Source organism: Pseudomonas sp. NA-150, from assembly GCF_044336365.1.
GTDB lineage: Bacteria > Pseudomonadota > Gammaproteobacteria > Pseudomonadales > Pseudomonadaceae > Aquipseudomonas.
Genome location: NZ_CP172305.1, coordinates 1,752,604 through 1,765,721 on the forward strand (window position 1 = coordinate 1,752,604; position 13,118 = coordinate 1,765,721).

A 13,118-nucleotide genomic window follows, 5' to 3' on the forward strand; every position below is an offset into this window, starting at 1 on the left:
TCGCGGTCATTCCTTGTAATCCCGGCCGTCCACATGGTCGGTGCCGGTCAGCCCGCGCGACGCCAGCAGCAACACCAGGAACAGCGCGGTCATGGCAAAGCTGATGACGATGGCGGTGAGCACCAGCGCCTGTGGCAATGGGTCGGTGTAGTGCAGCAGATCATGGGGCACGCCTTCCTTGACGATCGGTTCCTTGCCGATGAACAGGCTGCCCATGCTGAAGATGAACAGGTTGACGCCGTAGGACAACAGGCACAGGCCCATCACCACCTGGAAGGTCCGTGGCCGCAGGATCAACCACACGCCCGAGGCGGCGAGTACTCCGATGGCAATGGCGATGACTTCTTCCATCAGGCGGCTCCTTCGCTGACAACGATTTTTGCCGGCACACTCAACCCAGGTCGATGGCTACGCACCGATTGGTGGGCGATGGCGGTGAGGATCAACAAGGTCGAACCCACGACCACGGCATACACGCCGATATCAAAAAACAGCGCGCTGGCCACGTGTATTTCGCCCAGTACTGGCAGGGTCAAGTGTGCGGTGTGGGTGGTGAGAAACGGATAACCCAGGGCCATGGCGCCGATCCCGGTCAGCGTCGCACACAGCAGGCCGGTGCCCATCCAGCGCAACGGACGCAGGCTCATCTTCGCTTCGACCCACTGGGTGCCGGCCACCATGTACTGAAGGATGAACGCCACCGACATCACCAATCCCGCGACAAAACCACCGCCCGGCTGATTATGCCCGCGCATGAACAAGTACATGGAAATCACGAAGGACACCGGCATCAGCAAACGCACCAGCACCGCCGGTACCATCATGAACCCCAGTGCGGTGTCGCTGGCGCTGCGCGGGTTGACCAGATCGGTGACCACGTCGCGTGCCAGCGAACGTTGCTGCGGCGGCAGCGGGATGCTTTCTTTTGGAGGACGGAAGCGTCGCAGCAGGGCAAACACGGTCAGCGCGACGGCCACCAGCACGGTGATTTCGCCGAGGGTATCGAAGCCGCGGAAGTCCACCAGCATCACGTTGACCACGTTGGTGCCGCCACCCTGGGGCAGCGCGCGGCTGAGGTAGAACGAGGAAATGGTGTTGGGCGTGGGGCGAGTCAGCATCGCGTATGACAACAGCGCCATGCCGGTGCCGACCAACCCGGCCAGCACGAAGTCACGGGAGCGACGTATCCGCGCGCGACGCTCACTGCCCGGCGCTGGCGCAAAGGCTTCGTTACGGCGCGGTAACCAACGCAGGCCGAGCAGAATCAACACCGTGGTTACCACTTCGACCGCCAACTGGGTCAAGGCCAGGTCCGGCGCGGAGAACCAGACGAAGGTGATGCAGGTCATCAAACCGCAGACGCTGACCATGGTCAGGGCCGCGAGACGGTGATACTTGGCTTGCACCGCGGCGCCAAGGGCGCAGGCAATTGCGATCAGCCACAAGGCCTCGAACACCGTCGACCCGGATATTTTCGGCCGATTGCCCCAGCTCAGGCCGCTGTGGTACAGCGGAATCATCCCGGCCAGCAGCGCCATCAACACCAGCAAGAACAGCTGCGCTTGCAGCCGGCGAGTGCTGAACAATCGCTCGAAACGTCGCGCCCAACGCATCTTCAGGATCAGTACACGCTCGAACAGCTGCTTGCCATTCAGGCGCGAAACGAGTGGCGGGCCGGTAAAACGGCCCTGCTTCAAAGGCCTGCGCAGGCACAGGTACAACAGGATGCCACCGGCCATGGCCAGCAGGCTCATGATCATCGGTGCGTTCCAGCCGTGCCAGATCGCCAGGCTGTACTCGGGCAATGTGCCGCCGACCACCGGACGGGCGGCGGTGGCCAGCAGCGGGCCGACCGAGTGCGCCGGAAAGATCCCTACCAGCAGGCAGATCAACACCAACAGCTCTACCGGGAAACGCATCCAGCGCGGCGGTTCGTGCGGGGTGTGCGGCAAGTCGGTGGCTTTCGGGCCGAAGAACACGTCCACGGTGAAACGCAGCGAATAGGCAACGCTGAAGGTCCCGGCAATTGTCGCGATCACCGGCAATGCCATTTCGATCCACGCGGTGGAACTGATGAACACGGTTTCGGCGAAGAACATTTCCTTGGACAGGAAGCCGTTCAACAGCGGCACCCCGGCCATCGACGCACTGGCCACCATCGCCAGCGTCGCGGTGTAGGGGATCAAGGTAAACAGCCCGCTGAGGCGGCGGATGTCACGGGTGCCACTTTCGTGGTCGATGATCCCGGCGGCCATGAACAGCGACGCCTTGAAGGTGGCGTGGTTAAGGATGTGAAACACCGCCGCGACCGCCGCCAGTGGGCTGTTCAGGCCCAGCAACAGGGTGATCAGGCCCAGATGGCTGATGGTCGAGTACGCCAGCAAGCCCTTGAGGTCGGTCTGGAACATCGCCGAGTAAGCGCCGATCAACAAGGTGCAGGCGCCGGCGCCGCCAACGATCCAGAACCATTGCTCAGTGCCCGACAGCACCGGCCATAAACGCGCCAGCAAAAACACCCCGGCCTTGACCATGGTCGCGGAGTGCAGGTACGCCGACACCGGGGTCGGCGCGGCCATGGCGTGGGGCAACCAGAAGTGGAAGGGGAATTGCGCGCTTTTGCTTAACGCGCCGATCAACACCAGGGTCAGCATCAGCGGATAAAGCGCGTGGGCGCGGATCTGCTCGCCAGCGGCCAACACCCGATCAAGGTCGTAACTGCCGGCGATATGGCCAAGCAGCATGATCCCCAACAACAGCGCCAGCCCGCCCGCGCCGGTGACCATCAGCGCCATGTACGCGCCGCGTCGGGCGTCGGCGCGGTGGTGCCAATAGCCGATCAACAGGAAGGAAAAGACGCTGGTCAGTTCCCAGAAAAACACGATCTGGATCAAGTTGCCAGACAGCACCAGGCCGAGCATAGCGCCCATGAACGCGAGAAAAAAAGCAAAAAAGCGCGGTACCGGGTCGTCCGGCGACATGTAATAGCGGGCGTAGAGCGAGACCAGCGTGCCGATGCCCAGCACCAGCATCGAGAACAGCCAGGCAAAGCCGTCCATGCGCAGCACGAAATTCAAGCCCAGGCTGGGCAGCCAGTAAAACTCCTGACGAATCACACCGCCATCGGCGATCTGCGGGTACCACAACGCCACCTGAATCGCCCCGACCAGGCTCAGGACCCCGGCCAGAATCGATTCGGCGTTGCGTGCGTTATGCGGCAAAAGGGCCGCGAGGCAGCTGCCGATAAAGGGCAAAAGCAGTAGAACTATCAGGGACATAGGCTTCTAATCTGCCGGGAAAAGTCGAGAATCATACGTGCCGCGATGGAGTACACCAACCACTCATCGGGCGAAAATTCCTACAAGACGTGTCGGCGACAGCTTAGTTCGGACTGAGTACTCCGGGAGATTTGTGGTGTTTAAACCTGTAGGAGCGGGCTTGCCCGCGATCAACTTGACGCGGTGTATCAGGTACACCGCCATCGCGGGCAAGCCCGCTCCTACAGTTGATCTGCATTAACCCCGGCGTTCTCTTCAACCGCCACCTTCTTGCGCCCCTTGATCTCACTGACGATCACCCCGGCCACTATCAACACCGCACCCAGCAAAGCCACCACCGGCAGACGCTCGCCGGCGATGCGCCCGACGATCCCGGCCCACACCGGTTCACCGGCGTAGATCACAGTGGCGCGGGTCGGCGATACGGTTTGTTGCGCCCAGTTAATCGCCAGTTGAATCACCGCACTGGCCGCGCCCAGGCCGACGGCGCTGATCACCAGCCACCAGGTAAAGTCAGGCAAGGGTTCGCCCGTCGGTACCACCAACAGTAAGGACAACACCGACGCCGTCGCCAGTTGCACCACGGTCACCCGACGCACATCGACCTTGCCGGCATAGGCGCCGATCAGGATGATTTCACCGGCAATCGCGATGGCACTGACCAGGGTGGCGATTTCGCCGGAGCTGAAATTCAGCGAAGCACCATTGGGCCCCGACAGCAGCATCAGCCCGGCAAACGCCAAGCCAATGCCCACGCTGGGCATCAACCCCGGCCGGCGCCCCAGCACCAGCCACTGCAACAGCGGCACGAACGGCACGTATAGTGCGGTGATGAACGCCGACTGGCTGCTGGGAATGCTCTGCAGGCCGATGGTTTGCAAGCCATAGCCGAGCATGATCGAGGTGCCGATGAGCACCCCGGCCTTGAGCTCAAGCAACGTCAGGTCGCGCAGGACCGGCCGCGAAAACAGCGCGACCAGCGACGCGGCAGCGGCAAAACGCAGGCCGACAAACAGCAACGGGCCGCTGTAGGTCAGCGCATGTTGCACCAGCAGGAAAGTTCCGCCCCAAATCACCGTAATCAGGATCAGGACCACTTCTGCTTTACTGATACGGGGGATCAACTGGGTAGACTTCATGGGGTTCACCGGGTGTCATAGGCTTGCGCGCAACGAGTAGAGCGACGCACAATGGCGTCGAAAGTGGGCAGTATACTGCGCAAATGAAATCAAGCGAGCAATATAGTGCACAAAGACAGTTCTCAAAGAGCCCCAGTGCTGCAACACGTCAGCCAGAACGTGCGTCGCCTGCGTAATGCCGCCGACCTCAGCCAGAGCGCGCTGGCGGAAAAGTCCGGGGTGAGCCGGCGCATGTTGGTGGCGATCGAAGCGGGCGAGAAAAACGTCAGCCTGGCCACGCTGGATCGGGTCGCCGAGGCGCTGGACGTGGCCTTCAGTGATTTGATTCAGGCGCCGGACGGGCGTGATCCCAGTCGGATCAACGAAGTGGCGTGGGCAGGATTGCTACCCGGCAGCAAGGCGGTATTGCTGGCCAAGGCCACGGCCAAACGCGAAGTGGAGTTGTGGGAGTTTTGCCTGGAGCCGGGTGAGGTGTACACCTCGGAGGCCGATCCCGACGGCTGGAGCGAGCAGGTGTATGTCTTCGAAGGCTGCCTGAGCATCGGCCTGGAGGAGGGTGTGCAGCGCGTCGCAAGCAACGAGTTCTATATGTTCCCCAGCAATCAGGTGCATACCTACCGCAATGATGGCAATGTTCCGGTGCGCTTCGTTCGCAACGTGGTGTTGTGAACACGTCAAATGGTTGAAGGAATTGGGTTAATGACCGAGCCGCTTTCTGGGCCTACGAGTGCCGTGGCCCGCATGGCTGAGGTGTTGATTGTCGGCGGTGGCCTGAGTGGCAGCCTGCTGGCGATGCAACTGCTGCGGCTGCCAGGTAAACGGCGGATTTTGATCGTCGAGACGCGTGACCAGCTCGGACGTGGGGAAGCTTACAGTGCTACGGAACTCGGCCACACGCTGAATGGCAATGCCGCGCGGATGAGCGTCGAACCGGACAACGCCGACGACCTCAGCCAATGGCTCGGCGCCTGCATTGCGGCCGGCGGCTGGCCTGAGTCAGTCGAGCAGCACGTGCCCGTGGCCGAATTGTTCCCGCCGCGCGGGCTGTTCGGTAATTACGTGCAGCAACGCCTGGCCGAAGCGCAGTCGGCAGGGGCGAAACATGGATCGACGCTGGAGCACCTGGTGGCCGAAGCCATCGACCTTCACAGCAACGATGATGGCGTGTCGATCACGCTCAACGATGGCCGGGTTCTCAACAGCCCGGTTGCCGTGCTGGCCACCGGCATGTTTGCGGCGGCCCGCACGCCGCAACGTCAGTCCAGTGGCTTGAATGCCGCCGCGGTTGACCCGTGGGACGTACGCCGCATGCGTCAGCTCGACCCGCAGTCCAAGGTCCTGATCATCGGCTCGGGCCTGACCATGGTGGACGCCGTGGTGTCGCTTCAACAGGCCGGGCATCGTGGCCCCATCGAGGTGTTTTCCCGTCACGGGCTGTTGCCCCATGTTCGCCGTCAGCCGCCGGAGTGGGTGGATTTTCTCGGACAAGACCACAGCATTCGCAGCACCCGTCAGTTGCTGCGCACAGTTCGCCAGCAGTGCGCGTTGGCCATCGCCCAGGGCATCGATTGGCAGGCGCCACTGGATACCGTGCGCAGCCACATCGGTCGCTTGTGGAGCCAGGCCAGCGATGTGCAACGCCGGCAGTTCGTGCGCCACGTCCGGCCATGGTGGGAGAGTCATCACCATCGTTCGCCGCCGCCCAGTGCGGCGTTGCTGGCTCGGCTGGTCGAGGAGGGGCGTCTGAACATTCAGGCGGCGTCGTTGCTGGGCGTCGAGCACTTGCCGGGTCAGCAGTTACAAATCTGTATCCGTCGTCGCGGCGACACCGAGGCGTGTTATGTGATCGCAGACGCGCTGATCAACTCCACCGGCATCGAGTACGACTGGCGCCGCGTCGATCGGCCATTGCCCCGGCAACTGCTGGCGCGTGGCCTGGTACAGCCGGGCGTCTTGGCCTTGGGCATTGCCGCACGAGCCGATGGCGCGGTCCTCGATGCTCAGGGCGAGGCGTCGCCGCGGCTGTTCGCCATGGGGCCGCCGTTGCGCGGTGTGTGGTGGGAAAGCACGGCCGTCACCGATGTTGCCAGCCAGGCCAAAGCGTTGGCGCAGCGTTTGGCGAGCCTGGTTTGAAGACCAACCAGCGGGCATAAAAAAACGCCGCTCGAGTGATGAATTCGAGCAGCGTCTGGCCACGTCCTGGGGTTCAATCCGGCGTGGTGTAATTTACTTTAGCGGATGCTGGCAATACTGCCTTTGTTTCCGGTGACTTTTACGCTGACCTTCTTGAATACGAAGTAATCTTCGACAGTCACCTCATAGCGCGGTGCGATAATCAGGTCAGCCCCGGAGCTTTTCACCGCCTTGTAAGCGGCTGCGGCTTTTACCGAGGAGATCGGGTCGAGGAAACCGATAGGCGAGCCGCCGGTGCCATCGTAGGTCACGCCGTCCGCAAACTGAGTATCGCCACCCACGTTCAGCCAGCCGAACAGGATGTTGGTGGAGGACTCACCGCTGATCTGCTCGCCCACTTTCACATCAGCCTTGAGGTCCGCGCTGACCGAACCGGAGAGCGGTGCTGCCGGTTGGCTGGCGTTATAGCTCACGCAACCACTGGTCGTGGCGATCAGCATGGTAACGGCGGCAGCAAGGTATAATTTTTTCATTTTTTTGGAGACTCCTGATGGTAAGTGCGTGGCTCAAATGAGCCGGGCGCAACCTTATCGGGAGTGGATCCAAGATTCTGTCAGACGCATCCTCAGGTATTGGCGGCTTTAACACTGATTTGCGTGGGAAATTTCTGACGTTATAGATTTGTTAATCTTTTTCCCGACTCGCAGTGTCAGTCTGCGCACAGCCAACCGGGATTTTTCCTGTAGGAGAATCCAGGCCAGCGATGCAATCAGGATCGGCTGACCCTCTCCAACTAAGGCGCTAGACCGTCAGTTGCAACAACCGGTCCCCTTGAACCGCTTCACCAGGACGGCGTTTATTCACCGCCAGCTCGCCGATCTTGATCAGCCGGGTTCGGGTAATGTTGCGGCTCAAACCCAGCAGATTGGCGGTGTGCACCTGGTTGTAGTGGCTGAAACGGTAGGCGGCGCGCAGCAGTGAATCTTCGACCTGTTCGTGCAACGCACCGGCCTGTTGTTCGAACAGCGCGTGAAACGCCCGGCTCAGCAAGCCTTCGGCAGACTCGTCGCGGTTTGAGCGTTCATCCTGACGCTCGATGCGCAAGTTCGACAGGCGCAGATCATCCTGCTGGATCAGGCCGTTACGGCAGATCAGCAGGGTGTGGTGAATGACGTTTTCCAACTCGCGGATATTGCCTGGCCAGCTGTAGTACCGAAGCTTGTGTTCAGCGTCGGCACTGATGCTGATCGAGCCGTAACCGAGGCGTCGGCTGTAGGTTTCGATAAAGTGCCGGGTCAGCGGCAAGATATCGCCTGGACGTTCACGCAGCGGCCGCAACTCCAGGCTGACCACATTCAAGCGGTAGTAAAGGTCCTCGCGAAAGTGCCCGGCGTTGATGGCTTTTTCCAGTAGCACGTTGGTCGCCGCCACCACGCGTACGTCAATGGGCGTGCTTTTGCGCGACCCTAGACGCACCACTTCGCGCTCCTGCAATACCCGCAGCAATTTGACCTGAATCGCCATCGGCAGATCACCGATTTCATCCAGGAACAAGGTGCCGCCATTGGCTTCCTCGAACCATCCCGCCTTGGCCCCGACGGCGCCAGTGAAGGCGCCTTTTTCGTGACCGAATAGCTCGGCTTCCACCAGCGACTCGGCAAACGCGCCGCAATTGACCGCCACAAAGGGTTTGTCACGCCGCTCGCTGAGGCTGTGGATATGCCGTGCCACCAGCTCTTTGCCGGTGCCGGTCTCGCCGATGATCAGCACACTGGCATCGCTCGGCGCGACCTGTTGCACATGGGCCAGCAACGCCCGGGACGTCGGGTCTTCGAACACCTGGGCCGTGGCGCGGATCGAGGTCGCCAACGCCGGCGAGGGCGGTAAGGTCAGGAGCGGCATGGGCTTAGGCCTTGCTCTGGGTCGGCGGTAGGTCGTTGGCGATCATTTCACCGAACGGCCCGGTCAGGTTGGTGATGCCGCGTCCCGCCAGGCTGGCATAAGGTTCTGGCAACAACGGGAACACCAGTTCGGCAAATCGGTAGGCCTCTTCCAGATGCGGGTAGCCGGAGAAGATGAAACTCTCGATGCCCAGGTCGGCGTATTCCTTGATCCGCGCCGCCACTTCCTGCGGATTGCCCACCAACGCTGTGCCGGCGCCGCCGCGTACCAGACCGACACCGGCCCACAGGTTGGGGGCGATTTCCAGGTTGTCGCGGCGTCCGTCATGCAAGGCCGCCATGCGACGCTGACCTTCGGAATCAAAGCGCGAGAACGACTTTTGCGCGGCGGCGATGGTCTCGTCGCTGATGTGTTCGATCAAGGTACTGGCGGCTTTCCACGCCTCTTCGCTGGTTTCACGGACGATCACGTGCAGACGAATCCCGAATTTTACGGTCCGGCCTTTACGCGCGGCACGTTCGCGGACGTCGGCCAGTTTCGCCGCCACCGCTGCCGGAGGCTCACCCCAGGTCAGGTAGACGTCCACTTGCTCGGCGGCCAGGTCATGGGCGGCATCGGAGGAACCACCGAAATACAGCGGCGGGTAAGGTTTCTGAATCGGCGGGTACAGCGCCTTGGCGTTCTGCACGCGCAGGTGTTTACCTTCGAAATCCACCGCTTCGCCTTGCAACACGCGGCGCCAGATTTGCAGGAACTCGTCGGTGACTTCGTAGCGCTCGCTGTGGTCGAGGAAGCTGCCATCGCCACGGTTTTCGTCAGGGTCGCCACCGGTCACCACGTTAATCAGCAAGCGCCCGCCGGACAGGCGATCGAGGGTCGCGGCCATCCGCGCCGAAACGGTCGGCGAGATAATCCCCGGACGAATCGCCACCAGGTAACGCAGGCGCTCGGTCAGTGGCACCAGTGCCGAAGCGATCACCCATGAGTCTTCGCAGGAACGCCCGGTGGGAATCAACACACCGTGGTAACCCAAATCGTCAGCTGCCTGAGCCACTTGCTTCAAGTAATTAAGGGTGACCGGGCGCGCGCCTTTGGTGGTGCCGAGGTAGTGGCCGTCGCCGTGAGTAGGGAGGAACCAGAAAACATCCATGACTTGTCCTTTGTGCAGAATTCAACAGTGAATTGTTGGAATGCAGTTGCTGGAGCAACAGTGGGTCGAGCGATGGGCTAGTTATAAAGGTTACGATTTATTCCGTAAAAGAACCTAAAACCATATTTTTAGATCGTTTACATCTATGAGGTTCACGGAGCGTGCAGTGGTATTCTTGCCGGGCCTGATTTCGACCTCCTCTAAAAAGAAGCCGTATGAACGCCAAAAAAGAAGCCGCACCGTTGCCCGAGGACTTGCACGTGTTCCTCACGGTCATTCGCAAGGCCGGTTTTGCCGCTGCGGCGGACGAGCTGGGGTTGTCGCCCGCTTATGTCAGCAAGCGCATCCAGATTCTCGAAACCACCCTCGCCACGCGCTTGCTGCACCGCACCAGCCGCCGGGTCGCGCTGACCGAAGATGGCGAGCGCGTGCAGCGCTGGGCGGTGCGGATTCTTGAAGATTTCCAGTTGCTCCACGATGAATTGTCCGACGCCCACAGCGCGCCACGCGGTCGCCTGCACCTGTGCAGCACTTTCGGTTTCGGCCGCATACATGTGGCGCCGGCGGTGTCGCTGCTGGCCGAGTTGTATCCCGATCTAGAAATTCGCCTCGACCTGTTCGACCGCGTGGTGGACATCGTCAATGAAGGCTTTGATCTGGAGATTCGGGTCGGCGATGACATCCCGGGGCAGCACATCGGTCGGCGTCTGGTGACCAACCGGCGGATGCTTTGCGCCGCGCCCGAGTACTTGCAACGACGCGGCACGCCGCAGCTCTTGGGCGACCTGGAGAACCACGATTGCCTGGTGATCAAGGAGCGCGACAACGCCTTTGGCATCTGGCACCTGGAACGCGACGGCGTGCATGACAGCGTGCGGGTCAGCGGGCCGTTATCGTCCAACAGCGGCGAGATCGCCCTGCAATGGGCGCTGGATGGGCGTGGGATATTGCTGCGTTCAGCGTGGGATGTGCGGCCCCTGCTGGAACAGGGGCGGCTGGTGCAAGTGCTGCATGATTACACCCAGAGCGCCAACGTCTGGGCGGTGTACCCGACGCGGCTGGCCAACTCCGGCAAGCTGCGGGTGTGTGTTGAGTTTCTTCAGCAGCATTTTCAGCAGTTGTCGCTCTGAGGTTCAACTCAGCCAAGGATTGGCTTGCAAATGCCGCTGCTCAAACTCACGAATCTGCGCGCTGCGTTGCAGGGTGGTACCGATGGCGTCCAGGCCCAGTAACAAGGCTAGCTTGCGCAACATGTCGATCTGGAATGGCATGACACGACCATCGTGCAGGCGAATTTCCTGTGCTTCCAGATCCACTTCAATTTCTGCGCCCTCGGCCTGACTCACCGTGCGCCCCAATTCCTGAGCCTGGGCGTCGTCGAGGGTTATCAGCAACACGCCGTTGCGCTGACAGTTGTCGTAGAAGATCCCGGCGAAGCTGCTGCCGATCACCGCGCGGATGCCCATTTGCTTGAGCCCCCACACCGCGTGTTCGCGGCTGGAGCCGCAACCGAAATTCGGCCCGGTGACCATGAACCGCGCGCCTTGCCACGGCGCTTGATTGAGGATGAATTCCGGGTTGGGTTCACCATTGGCCAGAAAACGCAGGTCGAAAAACAGCCCGCGATCCAGACCGTTACGGTCGATGCCTTTGAGGAATTGCTTGGGCATAATCACGTCGGTGTCGATGTTGGAGGCCAGCATCGGCGCGGCTTTACCGCTGATTGTGGTGAAGGCTTGCATGCTCAGATTCCCGTGGTGAAACGCTGGAAGTCGCGAACGTCGGTCAGCCGGCCGGTGATCGCGGCGGCGGCGACCATCGCCGGGCTCATCAAGTGGGTGCGTGCGCCGGCACCCTGACGGCCTTCGAAGTTGCGGTTGGTGCTGGACGCGCAGCGGTCGCCAGGGGCGAGCACGTCGTCGTTCATCGCCAGGCACATCGAGCAACCGGACTGCCGCCATTCGAAACCAGCGTCGACGAAAATCGCCGCCAGCCCTTCGGCTTCGGCCTGATCGCGCACGGCGGTGGAACCCGGAACGATCATCGCCCGAACGTGATCGGCCACATGTTTACCGCGCACCACACTGGCGGCGTCTCGCAGGTCTTCGATCCGGGCGTTGGTGCAGGAACCGATGAAGGCATGGCTGATGACGATTTCATTCAGCGGCATGCCGGCTTCCAGGCCCATGTATTTCAGGGCGCGACGCATGTCCTGGCGCAGGATCTGGTCGCTGACGGCCTCCGGATCGGGCACGGTGGAGCCGATGGCTGCGGCCTGATCGGGGCTGGTGCCCCAGGTGACCATCGGCGCCAGGTCGCGGGAGTCGAGCTGCACTTCGCGGTCGAACTGCGCGCCCGGGTCGCTGTGCAATTCGCGCCAGCTGGCCACTGCGCGTTCCCACAATTCACCTTTCGGCGCGCGGGGTTTGTCCTTGAGGTAGGCGAAGACTTTGTCGTCGGGCGCCATGAACGCGCCGCGCGCGCCGGCTTCCACCGCCATGTTGCAGATGGTCATCCGCGCTTCGACGCTCAAGGCATCGATGGTCGAACCGGTGAACTCGATGGCATAACCGGTGGCACCGGAGGCGCCGATCTTGCCAATCAGCGCCATGATCACGTCTTTTGACGTCAGGCCGGCGGCAAGGTCGCCATCAACCGTGACGCGCATGCTTTTCAGGCGTTTGTAGACCAGCGTTTGCGAGGCCAACAGGTGTTCGATCTCGGAGGTGCCGATGCCGAAACCAAAGGCACCCAATGCACCGTAAGTCGTCGTGTGGCTATCGCCAGCGGCAATGACCATGCCCGGCAGAATGAAGCCTTGTTCCGGGGCGATCACGTGTTCGATGCCCTGACGTTTGTCGAGTACATCAAACAACTCAATGCCGAATGTCTTGCAGTTCTGTTCGAGGTACGACACCTGCAACGCACCGCCGGCATCGGCCATCGCCGCCACGCGCTTGGGCGTGGTGGGGTTCACATGGTCGACCACCGCCAGTGCCGTTCCCGGTCGCCACACCTCACGCCCGGCTTCGCGCAAGCCGCTGAACGCCTGGGGGCTGGTGTATTCGTTGATCACCTGGCGATCGATATAGAGCAGGACATGCCCCTGATCATCGAGCGTACACACGGTATGCGAGTCGATGTGCTTGTCGTAGAGGGTTCTTGTTTTCATCGTGGCGCTCACTGATGGATCTGGCTTCTGCCCCCATCATAGGCAGCGCCGTGGTGCCATCAATGGCAAGACAGTGATGGCTAGGCACATGGTTCGTGTTTGATCGCAGGTCGCAATGGGTGCACATCACTTGTAGGAGCTTCCGAAGGCTGCGATCGACCGAGAATCGGTCGCGCTTCAGAAGGTTCTTCGAACCTTATCGCAGCCTTCGGCAGCTCCTACACAATGAAAATCACAACGGCCTTGCAAATCTGCAACCCCCCTTGCGCAATCGGCTATGAGTGTCTTTCCCCGTAGTCGTTATGCTGCGAAACAGAGCACCGCCAAGGGTGCCGACCTCATAAAAA

General features: G+C 61.3%; 11 protein-coding genes. 3 read left to right on the plus strand and 8 right to left on the minus strand.

Going from position 1 to position 13,118, the window contains the following annotated elements; genetic code table 11:
• Positions 1-6: 6 nt before the first annotated feature.
• From ACF0H7_RS08370 to ACF0H7_RS08380, 3 genes are all read right to left on the minus strand, one after another.
• A complete protein-coding gene (locus ACF0H7_RS08370; protein WP_397452293.1) occupies positions 7-351 on the minus strand; it encodes a Na+/H+ antiporter subunit C in 345 nt (114 codons plus the stop codon).
• On the minus strand, positions 351-3,275 hold the full coding sequence (locus ACF0H7_RS08375; protein WP_397452294.1) for a monovalent cation/H+ antiporter subunit A: 2,925 nt from the start codon (positions 3,273-3,275) through the stop codon (positions 351-353). The genes ACF0H7_RS08370 and ACF0H7_RS08375 overlap by 1 nt, the downstream gene beginning before the upstream one ends.
• Positions 3,276-3,496: 221 nt before the next feature.
• Positions 3,497-4,414 carry a DMT family transporter gene (locus ACF0H7_RS08380; RefSeq protein WP_397452295.1) on the minus strand — a complete coding sequence of 306 codons (918 nt, stop codon included), beginning with the start codon at positions 4,412-4,414 and terminating at the stop codon, positions 3,497-3,499.
• A 105-nt stretch (positions 4,415-4,519) separates the two neighbouring features.
• Between ACF0H7_RS08380 and ACF0H7_RS08385 the strand changes: the two genes are divergently transcribed.
• Both ACF0H7_RS08385 and ACF0H7_RS08390 read left to right on the plus strand, forming a co-directional pair.
• Complete coding sequence (locus ACF0H7_RS08385) at positions 4,520-5,083, plus strand: helix-turn-helix domain-containing protein (protein ID WP_397452296.1); 564 nt, start codon at positions 4,520-4,522, stop codon at positions 5,081-5,083.
• Positions 5,084-5,113: 30 nt separating this feature from the next.
• A complete protein-coding gene (locus ACF0H7_RS08390) occupies positions 5,114-6,547 on the plus strand; it encodes an FAD/NAD(P)-binding protein (RefSeq protein WP_397452297.1) in 1,434 nt (477 codons plus the stop codon).
• Between the two features lie 98 nt (positions 6,548-6,645).
• Here the strand turns inward: ACF0H7_RS08390 and ACF0H7_RS08395 are convergent, their stop codons facing one another.
• The 3 genes from ACF0H7_RS08395 to ssuD form a co-directional block, all read right to left on the minus strand.
• Entirely contained in the window at positions 6,646-7,080 is a 435-nt protein-coding gene (locus ACF0H7_RS08395) for a hypothetical protein (RefSeq protein ID WP_397452298.1), read from the minus strand.
• A 268-nt stretch (positions 7,081-7,348) separates the two neighbouring features.
• Positions 7,349-8,449, minus strand: a complete 1,101-nt coding sequence (locus ACF0H7_RS08400; RefSeq protein WP_397452299.1) for a sigma-54 interaction domain-containing protein — start codon at positions 8,447-8,449, stop codon at positions 7,349-7,351.
• Positions 8,450-8,453: 4 nt separating this feature from the next.
• Positions 8,454-9,599, minus strand: coding sequence for an FMNH2-dependent alkanesulfonate monooxygenase (gene ssuD, locus ACF0H7_RS08405; RefSeq protein WP_397452300.1), 1,146 nt, complete (start codon positions 9,597-9,599; stop codon positions 8,454-8,456).
• A 215-nt stretch (positions 9,600-9,814) separates the two neighbouring features.
• On the opposite strand from ssuD, the gene ACF0H7_RS08410 reads away from it, so the two are divergent.
• Positions 9,815-10,729 (plus strand): LysR substrate-binding domain-containing protein, encoded by a 915-nt coding sequence (locus tag ACF0H7_RS08410; RefSeq protein ID WP_397452301.1) that lies wholly within the window; start codon positions 9,815-9,817, stop codon positions 10,727-10,729.
• A 3-nt stretch (positions 10,730-10,732) separates the two neighbouring features.
• Here ACF0H7_RS08410 and leuD read toward each other — a convergent pair whose 3' ends face one another.
• On the minus strand, positions 10,733-11,347 hold the full coding sequence (leuD, locus tag ACF0H7_RS08415; protein WP_397453861.1) for a 3-isopropylmalate dehydratase small subunit: 615 nt from the start codon (positions 11,345-11,347) through the stop codon (positions 10,733-10,735).
• On the minus strand, positions 11,344-12,771 hold the full coding sequence (leuC, locus tag ACF0H7_RS08420) for a 3-isopropylmalate dehydratase large subunit (protein WP_397452302.1): 1,428 nt from the start codon (positions 12,769-12,771) through the stop codon (positions 11,344-11,346). The genes leuD and leuC overlap by 4 nt, the downstream gene beginning before the upstream one ends.
• Positions 12,772-13,118: the final 347 nt, after the last annotated feature.